9 protein-coding genes and 8 pseudogenes are annotated in these 15389 nt (G+C 60.0%); 12 read left to right on the top strand and 5 right to left on the bottom strand.

The window, feature by feature from the left end; all coding sequences use genetic code 11:
• Positions 1-25: 25 nt before the first annotated feature.
• The 7 genes and pseudogenes from GDI_RS00005 to GDI_RS00030 form a co-directional block, all read left to right on the top strand.
• Positions 26-544 (top strand): annotated as a pseudogene (locus GDI_RS00005) (IS5-like element ISGdi2 family transposase); the annotation flags it as partial.
• A gap of 63 nt (positions 545-607) precedes the next feature.
• Positions 608-832 (top strand): helix-turn-helix domain-containing protein, encoded by a 225-nt coding sequence (locus GDI_RS20555; protein ID WP_012222257.1) that lies wholly within the window; start codon positions 608-610, stop codon positions 830-832.
• 31 nt (positions 833-863) lie between these two features.
• Positions 864-2780 (top strand): toll/interleukin-1 receptor domain-containing protein, encoded by a 1917-nt coding sequence (locus GDI_RS00010; protein ID WP_012222258.1) that lies wholly within the window; start codon positions 864-866, stop codon positions 2778-2780.
• Complete coding sequence (locus GDI_RS00015) at positions 2777-4333, top strand: argonaute/piwi family protein (RefSeq protein WP_012222259.1); 1557 nt, start codon at positions 2777-2779, stop codon at positions 4331-4333. Before GDI_RS00010 ends, GDI_RS00015 begins: the two co-directional genes overlap by 4 nt.
• 549 nt (positions 4334-4882) lie before the next feature.
• Positions 4883-5506, top strand: a pseudogene (locus tag GDI_RS00020) (DUF4172 domain-containing protein); the annotation flags it as partial.
• A gap of 91 nt (positions 5507-5597) precedes the next feature.
• Positions 5598-6651: pseudogene (locus tag GDI_RS18705) on the top strand (IS630 family transposase).
• 17 nt (positions 6652-6668) lie between these two features.
• A pseudogene (locus tag GDI_RS00030) lies at positions 6669-7061 on the top strand (Fic family protein); the annotation flags it as partial.
• Between the two features lie 20 nt (positions 7062-7081).
• On the opposite strand, the gene GDI_RS00035 reads toward GDI_RS00030, so the two are convergent.
• Entirely contained in the window at positions 7082-7918 is an 837-nt protein-coding gene (locus GDI_RS00035) for an IS5-like element ISGdi1 family transposase (RefSeq protein ID WP_012222260.1), read from the bottom strand.
• A 198-nt stretch (positions 7919-8116) separates the two neighbouring features.
• Between GDI_RS00035 and GDI_RS00040 the strand changes: the two are divergent.
• A pseudogene (locus GDI_RS00040) lies at positions 8117-8703 on the top strand (IS5 family transposase); the annotation flags it as partial.
• Between the two features lie 6 nt (positions 8704-8709).
• Here GDI_RS00040 and GDI_RS18710 read toward each other — a convergent pair.
• Positions 8710-8796, bottom strand: a pseudogene (locus GDI_RS18710) (serine dehydratase beta chain); the annotation flags it as partial.
• 11 nt (positions 8797-8807) lie between these two features.
• Here GDI_RS18710 and GDI_RS18715 point away from each other — a divergent pair.
• Positions 8808-9410: pseudogene (locus GDI_RS18715) on the top strand (transposase); the annotation flags it as partial.
• Between the two features lie 77 nt (positions 9411-9487).
• Here GDI_RS18715 and GDI_RS00050 read toward each other — a convergent pair.
• Positions 9488-10324 (bottom strand): IS5-like element ISGdi1 family transposase, encoded by an 837-nt coding sequence (locus GDI_RS00050; RefSeq protein ID WP_012222260.1) that lies wholly within the window; start codon positions 10322-10324, stop codon positions 9488-9490.
• 33 nt (positions 10325-10357) lie between these two features.
• On the opposite strand from GDI_RS00050, the pseudogene GDI_RS18720 reads away from it, so the two are divergent.
• Both GDI_RS18720 and GDI_RS00055 read left to right on the top strand, forming a co-directional pair.
• Positions 10358-10564: pseudogene (locus tag GDI_RS18720) on the top strand (hypothetical protein); the annotation flags it as partial.
• 44 nt (positions 10565-10608) lie between these two features.
• Positions 10609-11433, top strand: a complete 825-nt coding sequence (locus tag GDI_RS00055) for an IS5-like element ISGdi2 family transposase (RefSeq protein ID WP_012553437.1) — start codon at positions 10609-10611, stop codon at positions 11431-11433.
• Positions 11434-11682: 249 nt separating this feature from the next.
• Here GDI_RS00055 and GDI_RS00060 read toward each other — a convergent pair whose 3' ends face one another.
• Both GDI_RS00060 and GDI_RS00065 read right to left on the bottom strand, forming a co-directional pair.
• Entirely contained in the window at positions 11683-12762 is a 1080-nt protein-coding gene (locus GDI_RS00060; RefSeq protein WP_012222264.1) for an IS5 family transposase, read from the bottom strand.
• A 428-nt stretch (positions 12763-13190) separates the two neighbouring features.
• Complete coding sequence (locus tag GDI_RS00065; protein ID WP_012222265.1) at positions 13191-14342, bottom strand: L-dopachrome tautomerase-related protein; 1152 nt, start codon at positions 14340-14342, stop codon at positions 13191-13193.
• 172 nt (positions 14343-14514) lie between these two features.
• On the opposite strand from GDI_RS00065, the gene aroE reads away from it, so the two are divergent.
• Positions 14515-15372 carry a shikimate dehydrogenase gene (aroE, locus tag GDI_RS00070; RefSeq protein WP_012222266.1) on the top strand — a complete coding sequence of 286 codons (858 nt, stop codon included), beginning with the start codon at positions 14515-14517 and terminating at the stop codon, positions 15370-15372.
• Positions 15373-15389 lie beyond the last annotated feature (17 nt).

The raw sequence follows: 15389 nt of genomic DNA on the forward strand, positions 1-15389 counted from the left end.
CAGACCATTCAGAAGGGGAACTAAGCTTGACCGGGAGCGCTCGGGCCGGGAAGCCAGCCCTTCGGCCGGAGTGATCGACAGCCAGAGCATCAAGGCGCCGCACGCGAAAACAAGAGGTTACGACGCTGGAAAGAAGATTGTCGGGCGCAACCGGCATATCGCCGCGGATACGGACGGACGCCTGCTGATGGTCAACCTGACGCCGGCGGACATCTCCGACAGCGCCGGAGCGCAGATGATCCTGGACGCGATCCGCAAGCGCTGGCCGTGGGTCAAGCATCTATTCGCGGACGGTGCCTATGACCGGCTCCAGTTGATGGACAAGGCTGCCTACCTGGACTTCGTCGTCGAGGTGATCCGTCGCAGGGACGGAGCGAAAGGCTTTGAGGTTCTCCCCCGGCGCTGGGTCGTGGAGCGAACCTTCGGATGGATGACCCGATGGCGACGCCTCGTGCGCGATTACGAGCGTCGCATCGATGTCTCACAGGCCATGATCTTCGTCGCCATGGGCGCCAATCTCACCCGAAGAAACGCTCATCCATGACTTTCCAAACAGGCTCTGACTATATGACACAAAATTTAAGCATTAAGTATCAGGTTTGAACCAATGAATGCCAGAGCCAACAAAGCCAGATCAAAAAATGCACCGGTCTATCCGTCTGTCGGTCGGGTGCTCACGAAGCTTGAGGCGGACATTTCACTTGCGCGCTGGGCCCGGAAAATCTCGGTTGATGATTTCGCAGCTTCCATGGGTGTCTCCCGCTCAACCCTGCATCGTCTGGAGAAAGGAGATGCGGGGGTACCACCCGATATATCTGCAAGGCGTTCTTGACCGCGCACGACGCATCCCACAAATAGTTCTGATGGATTATGATTTTGCCAACCTATCCCATTCTCAATTTGAGGATCTGTGCCGCGATCTGATTGGTGCTGAACTGGAGGTTCGCTTCGAGGCCTTTCCTGAAGGGCCTGACGACGGGATGGACGGTCGGCATGTCACAGCAGACGGCGCAATCATCCTGCAGGCCAAGCACTATCTGCGCTCCGGGTCGGTCAAGCTCCTTTCGAAGATGAAGGCGGAGCGTGCGAGCATCGATGGGTTGGGGCCCAGTCGATACATCCTGACGACATCGGCCACCTTAACCCCTAAAAACAAGTCCGATCTGGCCGGCGCGATCGGACCCTGGCTGCACAGCACCAGCGATATTTTTGGTCAGGACGACCTCAACGGCCTGCTGCGAAAATTCCCGCATATCGTCATCGCCCATCAAGCGCTTTGGACGCAGGATAGCGCCGTCCTCAAGACCATCGTCACACAAGCTGTCTCCGACGCCTTGCCAAAGCCGGCGCCGATGCCGACAGCCCTCGCCCGGCTATTGCCGACAGTCACCAATTCCGATGTTGAATCACCGGCACGTGACGTTCTCTTCATCCTGAAAGCGTCGCCATTGGACGACGAGTTCACTCTGTGGCTTGCGCCAAAACTGGAGGCAGAGGGCTATCACGTCTTTGCCGACATCCTGACTTTGCAGCCGGGCGATCGCGGGCGCCGCGACGTCAGTCGCGCGCTTGAGCACCGGGCAGCGAAGGTCCTTCTCGTGTGCCGAAATGCGACCGCCGATGACCAGGCGATGCAGGACGACATCGACATCGCACTCGACGTTGCCAAAACGATCAACGATAATCGCTTTATCATTCAGCTCAAGCTCGAGCCGGGCCGCAAGATCAAGGGGCTCGGCGACTCAATCGCCGTCGATTTCGTGCGAGGCTGGGGCGAGGGCCTGGGAACACTCCTCGACACACTCAAACGGCAGCGCGCACCAAAACAGGCGGATGTTGCCATCATCAACCCCAACTGGGAGATTTTTCGTCGAAGGGACGCGATCCCACTCAAGAATGAGCCGGAGCGGCTCACTTCCAATTGGCTACGGATCGTCGAAGCCCCAGATGCCATTCACTTTTACGAGCCATCCGGCGTCGTCGATCTTGACCGTATGAAGCGCTTTGCGGCGAACCACCCTTTTCCTGTTGCCGTTCAAGGAGGCGGCATCCTCACCTTCGAAAGGGAAGATGCGATCGCCGAAGCCTTCGCATCGGTTGGGCGGTTCAAACTGAAACGCAGCATCCCACTGGATCGGCTCGTCCAGGAGGGGGATCGCAAGCTGCGGCTCGGGAAGCAGCCGGCCCAGAACCTGATCCATGTCATGATGAAACAGGCTTGGTTCGCCTTCTGCCGGGAAAAGGGGCTGATCGAATACCAATTCTCAGGCGGATCCGGCTTTCACGCCTCCCCCGCGATCGCGGCGATCGGCCAGCGCATTCCCTGGGGCAAACAGGGTGACCGCCGATCCTCTATGCTGCGCAACCGCGCGAAAGGACATATCTGGCAGTTCGGGGTCACTGCGCTTCCGAATTTCTGGCCCTTCTGGCACTTCAAGCTGAAGTCTCGCGTCCTGTTTGCCGGCGACAATGGGACCGCTAATGGCCTTAAGATCGACGACAAGCGGAAGATGCACAAGCTGCGGCGGACGATCTGTAAGGGCTGGCGCAACAAACAGTGGTATGGACGCATGCTCGCGTTTCTCGAATTGCTGTCGGGAGAATCCGCCTATATCCGCCTTCGGCTATCGGCATCAGAAGATGTCGTCCTGGAAGCGGCTCCCATCCTGTTCTCATCGCCGGTCAGCACGGACCTGCCGGATTCGCAGAGCGGAGACGATGAAGAAACCGACCTGAGCACACTGGGTCGTCCTGAATCCGACGCGGAGTATCCGGCATGAAGTTCCCGGAGACATCACTCATTGTCGACCATATCCATGAGCCCGATCTCGAATTTGCCTTCGGACAACTGAGCCCCCACCCGAAAGATGGCCTGTTCCTCTACGGCCCGCATGCCCGTTCAAAAAAAATGCGCGAGATTCGAGTCGGCGTGGTTGGGACGACGGAAGGGATCGGTCATTTCCGCTCCTGGTCCCGTAAAATCCAGCAGGTCGTCTCCGTCCCGCCGCCGGGCAAGGGCGAAAAGCAGGATCGCCTCCACCTCGCGAATTTTCCCGGTCTTGAGGAAGCATTTGGCATCAGCTTCGAGCCCGACGAGATCAGCACGCTCTCGATCCCAGCGGCGGACATCGAGAAGGCGACGAGTATCGTCAACCTGCACGAGGCCGTCGACAAGGTCGCCAAGCTCTTCATCGACCGCGTGCGTAAGCATTTGCGAAACGAAGAGCAGGCGGTCGATGTATGGGTGCTTGCTTTACCCGAGATCATTTATGACCGTTGCCGCCCTGAATCCCGCCGCAGCGGGGTCACCATGGCTCCGGGTGAATTCGCGCGGCGCCAGAAGGCCAAGAAGGTCCTGCCACTTCTGGTGGCCGCCGGCGTGATCGATCAGACGGACGAGGACATCTTTGCTGACGTCCCGGATTTCCATCGGCGCATCAAAGCCGAGTTCCTCAATATCGCGCCGACGCAGTTGGTGCGCGAAACCACGCTCGCGCCTGAAGCCTTCAAGAACAAGGCTGGCTATCCGCTACGCAAGACACAGGACGCTGCGACGGTCGCTTGGAACCTTGCCACAGGCCTCTATTACAAGACGCAACCCAAGCCGCCGTGGCGCCTGGCGACGATCCGCCCAGGCGTCTGCTATATCGGGATGGTCTACAAGAGCCTCCCCCATGACCCTGACGGACATGCCTGCTGCGCAGCACAGATGTTTCTGAACGAAGGAGACGGTGTCGTATTCCGCGGGGCTAACGGTCCATGGAAGACGGGCGACTATGAGTATCACCTGAAACCCGACGCAGCTAAGCGGCTGCTCAGTCTTGTGCTCGAGACATACCAAGAGCTCTATAACGAGCCGCCCTTGGAGCTATTCATTCACGGCCAGACCTACTTCAACGACGAGGAGTGGAACGCATTCTGCGCGGCCGCACCCAAGGGGACCAACGTGGTCGGCGTCCGGATTCGAACGACTGGCGGTGAAACCAAGCTCTTCCGTGATGGGGATTATCCGGTCCTGCGGGGCACGGCGCTGTTGCTCGATCAGCAGACCGCCTACCTCTGGACGACTGGCTACGTGCCCCAACTGGATACCTATATCGGGCCTGAGACACCAAATCCGCTCCACATCACGATCATGCGCAGCAAATATGCCACGCCCGAGATACGATCGGTTCTCGAGGACATCATGGGCCTAACCAAGATCAACTATAACAGCTGCAACTTCAACGATGGCCTCCCGGTAACGGTCCGGTTCGCGCGCATGGTCGGGGACATCCTCACGATGGGATCAGCCAAGGGACAAGAGAAGCAGCCCTTCAAATACTACGTCTGACTGCGGGGTCGCCGCCGCTGCCCTTCCGTCGACCGCCAATCTTTCAAGTGAATGTGCTGCTCCTCGTCCCCATCCCTGTTCATGATATGTTTGAACATGGATAAGCTGGAGCGATAGCGGCTGCCGCCGGCGGGTCGCTCGAGACCACGACAAGAGCCGTCAGATCGGTAAAATGCTCCCGACTGAAGATCATCTTGAGCGCGCCGTCGGGTGAATGAATGCCAAGGATGGGTCGGGAGCCGTCATAGTCATGAGCGCAGGGAATGGCTGCTTTCCGATATAGGTGCCCCATAGCCGACAACCGGCTCCCCCCCCCATCGCCGTCATTTTCCGTCGTTAAAAGGGTGAAGGGTGATCTGGTGTTGCTGCGGGAATAAAAAGGCGGCACAGCTTTTTGGAAGGGGTGGAGAAGACAGCGGGAGTTCCTCTGCTAGGCGCTCGACCAGTGTGTGCGTTGAATAATAGACGTATTCGTCGCATATAATGCGGATATAGCCTTGCGGCTTGCGACGATTAAGCGTCATATTCTCCGCGAGGAGTGCCGGGAATATGACGCGATACATTCATCAGCATGAAGACTGGCCGGGCTTCCGGTGGGATAAAGACACTATCTCCCATGAATTGGCTGCGGTGCGTCACCGGCAGGGGCGGCTTCTGGGGCGCATGGAAAGTCTCGGCTTCGATTTCAGGTCGGAAGCCGTAATCCAGACCCTAACGGAAGACGTCATCAAGTCGAGCGAGATTGAGGGTGAAAACCTTGATCGCGAGCAGGTTCGCTCCTCCATCGCCCGGCGACTGGGCATGGATATTGGCGCGCTGGCACCGGTGGATCGGGATGTCGAAGGCGTCGTGGAGATGATGCTAGATGCGACCCGGCATTATGCCGATCCGCTGACCAAAGAAAGGCTGTTCTCCTGGCATGCGGCTTTGTTTCCCACAGGACGAAACGGGATGTCACGCATTCTGGTTGGCGAGTGGCGTGATGACAGAACCGGATCAATGCAGGTCGTGTCAGGTTCTGTCGGACGGGAGAAGGTCCATTATGAGGCGCCGGCAGCCAGCAGGGTGCCCGTAGAGATGCAGGCCTTCCTCAACTGGTGCAATGCTGGGCATGCACTGGACCCAGTGCTGAAGGCAGCCATTGCGCATCTGTGGCTTGTTATACCAACTCCGGTCCGCCCTGACTCATATGTGATTGCCTGACGGTATCGTTCTGGAACGAGCTGTGATTCACAGGATGCCGAACCGGGCGGGAGGCATCCGAATGGGCGGGGCGTTAGCGTTGCGTGAGGATTATGATGCGGCGGGACTGCGTGCTCTGGCGCGGACAACGAGGCATGCGGGCCAGGCGCGTCGGCTTCTGGCGCTGGCGGCGATCTACGATGGTGCGTCACGCGGAGACGCGGCACGACTGGCTGGGACGGATCGGCAGATTGTGCGGGACTGGGTGGTGCGTTTCAACGCCGAGGGCCCGGATGGCGTGCGGGATCATCATGGGGGCGGTGTCGTTCCCCGCCTGACACCAGCCATGTTGGAAGCGCTGATGCGCCGGATCGAGGACGGCCCGATCGCTGCCGTGCATGGGGTGGTGCGCTGGCGGCAGGCTGATCTGGGGCAATGGCTTTATGAGGAATTCGGCGTCTCTCTTTCGCGCAGCCGGCTGAGCGCCGTTATCCGGGGCCTCGACTTCCGCCTTCTGACGGACGCCCCCGGCACCATGCCCAGATCCCGAGGCCCAGACGTTTTAAAAAAGCTTCCCCACGTCATGGCCGGGATCCCGGGCCCGGCATCCCGGCAAGGCCATCGAACTCTGGTGGGGCGACGAGGCGAGGGTCGGCCAGAAAACGAAGCTGACGCGCCGCTGGGCCAGACGCGGCACCCGTCCACGCGCGCCTGCCGATCAGCGCACACGTTCGGCCTGGATCTTCGGAGCGATCTGTCCGGCGCTAGGCAAGGGAGCGGCCCTCGTCCTGCCCTGGTGCAACCTCCACGCCATGAACCGGCATCTCGACGAGATCTCGCAGGCCGTAGCGCCGGGCGCTCACGCTATCCTCATCGTCGATCAGGCAGCGTGGCATACCAGCCCGAAACTCGATATCCCCGCCAACATCACCATCCTGCCGCTCCCGCCACGCTCGCCCGAACTCAATCCGGTGGAAAACGTCTGGCAGTTCATGCGCAATACCTGGCTGTCGAACCGGATCTTCCGCACCTACGACGACATCGTCGATATCTGCTGCCACGCCTGGAACCAGCTCGTCGACCAGCCCTGGCGCATCATGTCCCTCGGGCTACGACAATGGGCACATGGGTTTTAACAAACAGGAGTTGGTATCAGATCCGCCACGACCGGAAGGATTACTACGCAATCCTTGAGGCCACCCAGAAGGGCGATATGGACATCACGCCCTGGCTGTACTGGTTTCTGGGGACTCTGGATCGCGCCTTTGATCGTGCTGAACTGGTCCTGGAAAAGGTCATCCGGAAGGCCCGCTTCTGGGACAATCTGGCCGGGCAATCGATCAATGACCGTCAACGCCTCATGCTCAATCGTCTTCTGGACGGGTTCGAGGGCAAGCTCACATCATCCAAATGGGCGAAGCTGGCGAAGACGTCACCGGATACAGCCCTGCGAGATATTAATGATCTTGTGTCGCGTAATATTCTGGCCAAGGAGGCGGCAGGAGGAAGAAGCACAAGCTATGCGCTGGTTTTTCCCGAGACGTAAGAGCCCGATCCGAAAGTTCTTCAACCGTGACAATGCCTTGCTGTCCGTCGTGTGAGCATTCGGATCGAGGCGATCAATGTCCATGCGGTTGAGGAAGCAATGGATTGTTCCCAGTCTTTGGCGAGCCGCCTGCACCGTCCCAGCCATGCGAATGTCCGTTCAACCACCCAGCGGCGCGGCAGGATCTGAAAGCCCTTCGCCGTATCGGACCGCCTGATGATTTCAAGGGTCCATTTTCCCATGGAGGCGAGCGCGGATCGCAATTTGTCGCCAGCATAGCCGCCATCAGCGAAGATGTGGCGCAGCCAGGGAAAGCGCCTGCGTATCGCTGCCAGGACATCAACAGCCCCATCACGGTCCTGGATGTCGGCGGCATGAACGAGGAGAAAGATCAGGAAGCCGCAGGTATCCGTCACAATATGGCGCTTGCGGCCCTTGACCTTCTTCCCCGCGTCATAGCCCGAAAGCCCGCCACTTTCCGTGGTTTTCACCGACTGGCTGTCAATCACGCCCGCGCTCGGAGAGGCTTCACGCCCCTCGATCTCGCGCAGGCTCATGACCAGCACCGTATTCATGACTTCGAACACTCCGGCACCACGCCAGGCGTAAAAATAGCGCCTGACGGTCGAGACCGGCGGAAAGCATTTCGGCAGCAGGCGCCACGCACACCCGGCCGAGGCTATGTAGAGCATCGCGTTGACCACCTCGCGCATATCCGTAGTGCGGGGGCGACCGCCCCGTTTCGCCGGGGGTACAAATGGCATGATCAAAGCCCACTCCCCGTCCGTCATATCCGATGGATATCGCAACCCTTCCCGGCTATGTTCACGTCGGGCAATACCAGTCCATGTCACCATTCACTCCATCTCTTCGCAAAGACGGATGAATCACAACAGGCTGGTATTGTTCAAAAACTTTCGGATCGGGCTCTAAAACGCTGACCGGAAGCAATATGCCCGGTTAAAGGATCCCCCGATCCAATTGTGTGTCGGGAGAGTTGTTGCCAGTGGTTAGAGCCTGTTTGGAAAGTCGCTGAAGTGTGATTCAAGCTCTGGATGTGGACGCCAGAGCAGAGAGGCCGCATGGCCAGGATTACCCGCAAGACGAAGCGTTATCCGTCTGATATGACGGAGGAGGAATGGGCGCGCATCGCGCCACTGATGCCCGAGCCGGGACGCACGGGGCGTCCGCGCGAGATCGAATTCCGCGAGGTGATCAACGCGGTTCGTTACCTGGTTCGATCCGGCTGCGGCTGGCGAATGCTGCCGATCCATTTCGGGCATTGGCGTACGGTCTATGGTTGGTTCAGGGAATTGGCCCGGCGGTTCCTGTTCCAGACCATTCATGATGTGGAACTGATGCTTGACCGGGAGCGCTCGGGCCGTGAAGCCAGCCCTTCGGCCGGAGTGATCGACAGCCAGAGCATCAAGGCGCCGCACGCGAAAACAAGAGGTTACGACGCTGGAAAGAAGATGTCGGGCGCAAGCGGCATATCGCCGTGGATACGGACGGACGCCTGCTGATGGTCAACCTGACGCCGGCGGACATCTCCGACAGCGCCGGAGCGCAGATGATCCTGGACGCGATCCGCAAGCGCTGGCCGTGGGTCAAGCGGGTCAATGCCGTCGGGCGTCTCGCCCGCCAGGCCCAGGATGACGGCCTTGTCGGTGGCGTGACCATGAGCGGTCCAGGCCAGCGAGCCATAGAGCGTGACGCGCACCCGCTCGACGGGCATAACGGGGGGCAGATGAGCGGCCAACAGCCGGGCAGATCGCCTTGGCCGATCCGGACAGCAAGCTGATGCGCCGATCCGACGCGCATGAATACCGGCAAGCCTACAATGCCCAGGCCGTGGTTTGTGCCGAGGGCAGCCAGTTGATCTTGGAAAATGGCGTCGTTGCGACGACGGCGGACGCGCCCAGCTTCGCCGCCACCATCCTGGGTATGGAGGAGAGGATCGGCCTGCCACGAACCGTCCTCGCCGACACGGGTTTCGCCAGCGGCAAAGCCGTCGAAACGTTGCAGGCCAGCGGCGTGGACCCGCTGGTCGCCATCGGACGCCCTGTGAATCGGCGCCCTTATGACTTCCGGCCAGAACCGCCACCCAGGGAGCCGCGCCGGATCACCGAGCCCTGGCGCCTGGAAATGAAGGCCAGGCTGCAACAGAACCCGGCAAAAGCCCTTTACGCCTTACGCAAGCAGACCGTCGAACCGGTCTTCGGTATCATCAAGAGCGCCATGGGCTTCACCCGTTTCCATCTCCGTGGCCTCCCCAACGTCGCAACAGAATGGACGCTCGTCGCCCTCGCATATAATTGCCGTAGGATCACGCGACTGACGGCCGCATAAACGCCGTCGTCGCCATCACTCATCACTACGGCAGCGCCCAATCCGACAGCCTGCTTAGAGCCCGATCCGAAAGTTCTTCAACCGTGACAATGCCTTGCTGTCCGTCGTGTGAGCATTCGGATCGAGGCGATCAATGTCCATGCGGTTGAGGAAGCAATGGATTGTTCCCAGTCTTTGGCGAGCCGCCTGCACCGTCCCAGCCATGCGAATGTCCGTTCAACCACCCAGCGGCGCGGCAGGATCTGAAAGCCCTTCGCCGTATCGGACCGCCTGATGATTTCAAGGGTCCATTTTCCCATGGAGGCGAGCGCGGATCGCAATTTGTCGCCAGCATAGCCGCCATCAGCGAAGATGTGGCGCAGCCAGGGAAAGCGCCTGCGTATCGCTGCCAGGACATCAACAGCCCCATCACGGTCCTGGATGTCGGCGGCATGAACGAGGAGAAAGATCAGGAAGCCGCAGGTATCCGTCACAATATGGCGCTTGCGGCCCTTGACCTTCTTCCCCGCGTCATAGCCCGAAAGCCCGCCACTTTCCGTGGTTTTCACCGACTGGCTGTCAATCACGCCCGCGCTCGGAGAGGCTTCACGCCCCTCGATCTCGCGCAGGCTCATGACCAGCACCGTATTCATGACTTCGAACACTCCGGCACCACGCCAGGCGTAAAAATAGCGCCTGACGGTCGAGACCGGCGGAAAGCATTTCGGCAGCAGGCGCCACGCACACCCGGCCGAGGCTATGTAGAGCATCGCGTTGACCACCTCGCGCATATCCGTAGTGCGGGGGCGACCGCCCCGTTTCGCCGGGGGTACAAATGGCATGATCAAAGCCCACTCCCCGTCCGTCATATCCGATGGATATCGCAACCCTTCCCGGCTATGTTCACGTCGGGCAATACCAGTCCATGTCACCATTCACTCCATCTCTTCGCAAAGACGGATGAATCACAACAGGCTGGTATTGTTCAAAAACTTTCGGATCGGGCTCTTAGCGATACGCTGGCCGCGAAGGACGGCACCGATGGTTTCTATACGTCGAAAGCAACGGCGACGACGACGGCGGACGATTTCCGCGTCGGCAGCAACATGGCGTATTTCAATGGTCGTGTTCATACGGGGCCGATCAGGCATGATCTGGTCATCGGTACCAACGGTTAGAGCCTGTTTGGAAAGTCGCTGAAGTGTGATTCAAGCTCTGGATGTGGACGCCAGAGCAGAGAGGCCGCATGGCCAGGATTACCCGCAAGACGAAGCGTTATCCGTCTGATATGACGGAGGAGGAATGGGCGCGCATCGCGCCACTGATGCCCGAGCCGGGACGCACGGGGCGTCCGCGCGAGATCGAATTCCGCGAGGTGATCAACGCGGTTCGTTACCTGGTTCGATCCGGCTGCGGCTGGCGAATGCTGCCGATCCATTTCGGGCATTGGCGTACGGTCTATGGTTGGTTCAGGGAATTGGCCCGGCGGTTCCTGTTCCAGACCATTCATGATGTGGAACTGATGCTTGACCGGGAGCGCTCGGGCCGTGAAGCCAGCCCTTCGGCCGGAGTGATCGACAGCCAGAGCATCAAGGCGCCGCACGCGAAAACAAGAGGTTACGACGCTGGAAAGAAGATTGTCGGGCGCAAGCGGCATATCGCCGTGGATACGGACGGACGCCTGCTGATGGTCAACCTGACGCCGGCGGACATCTCCGACAGCGCCGGAGCGCAGATGATCCTGGACGCGATCCGCAAGCGCTGGCCGTGGGTCAAGCATCTATTCGCGGACGGTGCCTATGACCGGCTCCAGTTGATGGACAAGGCTGCCTACCTGGACTTCGTCGTCGAGGTGATCCGTCGCAGGGACGGAGCGAAAGGCTTTGAGGTTCTCCCCCGGCGCTGGGTCGTGGAGCGAACCTTCGGATGGATGACCCGATGGCGACGCCTCGTGCGCGATTACGAGCGTCGCATCGATGTCTCACAGGCCATGATCTTCGTCGCCATGGGCGCCAATCTCACCCGAAGAAACGCTCATCCATGACTTTCCAAACAGGCTCTTAGGAGGCGCTTTTCTTTGCATTGGTGAGGCTCAGGGAGTGGCAGGCGCTTGGTGCGCAGCATCCCATAATGGAATGACGGGGGTGTTTTCATATCACGTGGAGGGATCGAAGAACCGTTGATTGATGTGCTTGGCTGGTGATTTAAGGCTTTTGGCGATTTGATTGATGGTTTTTGGTTGGCTTTTGATCTGCGCTTTGAGCAGATCGGGGACTGCTGTCCGGCTGGATGACTACGCGCTCGCGTTCATCCGCTCCAAGAAGAGGAAGCGGCGCATATTATAGACGATATTGGCCAGGCCGATCCTCATGGTGGCCCGGGTGATACCGATAGTTCGGACGAACAAACCCATTTGCGATTTCTGATCGGCAAAGACATGCTCGACACGCGAGCGGATGACCGACTTTCCAGCATTCGATTTCTGGATATGTTGGGGCATAGGCTTGAGATGCGGCTTTTTTCTGTGAACCTTTGAGACAAAACCCTGCTTTTCCATGAAGTCTTCGTTGGCTTTGGAGCGGTACGCCGTGTCGGCCCAAACGCTTGAGGCCGTATTGGTTTTATCCAACAGCCCGTCTCGCAATCGCGCACCATCACTGGCGGCGGCATCCGTCGTCTTCCATTTTCGGATGAACCGGAATTTCCGATCGATGGAAATGTGCGATTTATAGCCAAAGAACGGGATGGCGAGATCGCTGGATGGCATGGTTCCATCATCCTGCCGCTTTGCTTTGGTGAACTTCAGTGTCCAGCGCGCATGACGGTCCTTGTGCGACAGCTTTGCGGGTTTGTCCTGCCAGTCTTCAGGAATACGCCCTTCCCGAAGATCGGCTTTCTCAGCGTTCGTATTGCGCTGCTTGGGAGCAGCTACCAGTGTGGCATCCAGGATCTGGCCGGACATCGGGAGATAACCGGCGTTCCGCAGAGTTGCATCAAACCGGCCAAACAGTCTTTCAATGGCTCCCGCCTGGGTCAGGCGTTCACGGAACAGCCAGACCGTTTTGGCATCCGGCACACGGTCCGACAGCCCCAGGCCAAGGAAACGCATGAACGACAGGCGGTCATTGATCAGATACTCTGTCCGCTCATCAGACAAATTATTCAGCGTCTGGATCATCAGGATCTTGAACATCAGTACCGGATCAAACGGCGGACGCCCGCCTTTACTGCCGTCTGAATACGCCAAAGCCTGCTCCAGATCAGGGCGGAAGACTTCAAAATCCACAGTCCGGGAAAACGCTTCGAGCTGATCGCCAAGCCCGCTCAATCGGGCAAGCCGCTCTTCAACGTCAAAGAAACCAGACTGCTTCATAGCGCTATTCCCTCAATCAACGCAGAAGAAATGGAATCACAGAGAAAGCCGCAAAACCAGAGGGTTTTTCGAGCCCTCCACGTCGGCATCCCCCCAAATCAGCCAATCAACCTTAAAGAGAGACTTATAAGAATATCAATTAATATTGGCCTCACCCTGCCCCCTATTTGCCTTTCCCATAATGCTTGGCGTAGATATTGACCATACGAAACAAAGGGGAATTTCCCTGGGTAAAAGCCTATGGGCAACTGTAACGTGTCGGTTCGAGTCCCGCAGTTCGCAGACCTGGAAGGGTGCTTCTTTTTCTGAAGAAAAAGAAGCAAAAAGACTTTTATTCGTTAAGCTGCATCGCAGCACCCGGCACAAAGTCCTCAAACCAATTGAAAGTTTTTTGATTCTTTTTTCAAAAAAGAACAAAGACTACCGCACTACGGAACCCGGATACGCGCAACGATCCACGGGCGTTCCTGCCGGTCATGGCCGCCATGGAAGACCGGCAGGCGTGACCACTGGCCGACCGTCAGCCACAGCGTATCGCCCTGCAGCGCCAGCCCGTCCGGCGAGATCAGGCGCGGGTCGTGGGTCACCATCGACAGCGTGCCGTCGGTCGCGCGGTGCAGGATGGCGTGGCGTTCCAGGTCCGTCAGGTACAGGCTGCCGTCCGGCGCGGTCGCCATGCCGTCCACCACCCCAGTCTCGCCTTCATCGCGCACCGTTTGCGCCAGTGCCGCACGGCTGGCAAGGGGATTGCCCAGAACGGCAGTCGGCGCGCTGTAGAGCCGGCGTCCGGACAAAGGCTGCCAGTAGAGCGTCGCACTGTCGGGGCTGATCGCGATTCCGTCCGCGCCGCCCTGGCCCATGGCGGGGTGGGCGAGGTCGAAGCGGTGCATCTGGCCGTCCACCTCCATCGCAAAGCCCGGCGTGGCGCGGGTGGAGGCGTCGTCGTCCAGCACCCGCCATGCCTTTTCGCTCGCCAGGTCGACGACGATGATCGCCGGATGGTCGGCCAGCGACGTATCGGTGACGAAGGCCAGGCCCGCGCGACCGTGCGTCAGGTCGATCCGCAGGTCGTTGACATGGCTGTCCGGACGGATGGCGGGGGCGTGCAGCTTCAGCGTCCTGACCCCCGCGCCGCCCGGCGCGGGGTCGATCATCACCAGCGCGGGCGTTGCCGGGCCGGGGGTGCCGGCCACGGTGCCCTCGTCGACGATCCAGATCCGTCCGCGCGCGTCCAGCGTCATGCCCAGCGGCGAGATCAGCCGGGCCTGCGTCGCGGCGTCGGGGTAGGGGGCCAGGCCGGGTGGTCCGTCCCTGGTCACGGTCAGGCGGGCCAGCCTCGGCCCCGCATGATCCTGCGCGCTGCGGGGAAAGCCCAGGATCACGCTGCCATCGGGCAGCACCACGATGCCCGACGGCTGCATGTCGGCAAAGCGCGCCGCGACGGTCACGTTGCCCGAGGGGGGCGCGCCATAGTCCACGCTGTCCGCCGCGCGTGCGCCCCAGGGCGCCGCCAGCGCACAGAATAGAAACGCTGCGATTATCCGCTTACCGATCTGCTCCGTCCTGCCTTCGGCACCCATCGTATCCCGTCTCCGCCAACATTTCGTAAAACCGTGACTGACGCACAATTGATCGCATGCGGCAGCGCCCGGTCACGGCTTTAACTTTGCGTCATGTCCCAACCTTGGACATACCGATACCATTGTGCATAGCTATGCAAGACAGCCGCAACCCTAGTTTCCGGAGCGCCGCATGACCGACAAGAGCTTCCTGAGTATCCTGACGGGATCTTTCTCCACGCCGTGTGCCGACAACCCGACGGTCGCCATGATCGAGGCGGCCTATCGCCATCACGATATCGACGCGCGCTACATCAACTGCGATGTGAAACCCGACAATCTGGCCGATGCCGTTCGCGGCGCGAAGGCGATGGAATGGGTGGGATTCAATTGCTCGCTGCCGCATAAGGTCGCGGTGATCCAGCACCTGGACGCATTGTCCGAGGCCGCGCGGATTATCGGGGCGGTCAACTGCGTGACGATCCGCGACGGCAAGCTGACCGGCGACAACACGGACGGCAAGGGCTTCCTGGCCTCGCTGAAGGACGTCACCGACCCGCGCGGCAAGAAGATCCTGCTGCTGGGCGCGGGCGGCGCCGCCCGGGCGATTGCCGTGGAACTGGGACTGGCCGGCACGGCCCATATCACCGTCATCAACCGCGACCCGGCGAAGGCCGAAACCATCGCGGCGCTGGTGCGCGACAATACCCGAAGCGACGCGACCGCGAAGCCATGGGACGGCGAGGCGCGCGTCCCGGACGACGTCGATATCGTCATCAACGCCACCTCGATCGGCCTGGGCGACAAGGAGGCCATTCCGCCCATCGCGCTGGACAGCCTGAAGAAAGGGCACATCGTCGCCGACGTGATCCCGAATCCCCCCAGGACACACCTGCTCCGCGAGGCCAAGGCGCGGGGCTGCACGCCGCTCGACGGGCTGGGCATGCTCGTCAATCAGGGCGTGATCGGCGTGGAATTGTGGCTGGGCAAGACGCTGGATGCCGGCGTCATGAAGCGCGCGCTCCAGGACATTTTCGGTTCGTCCGACTGATGTGAACGACGGCAGCG

This window comes from Gluconacetobacter diazotrophicus PA1 5 (assembly GCF_000067045.1).
Lineage (GTDB): Bacteria > Pseudomonadota > Alphaproteobacteria > Acetobacterales > Acetobacteraceae > Gluconacetobacter > Gluconacetobacter diazotrophicus.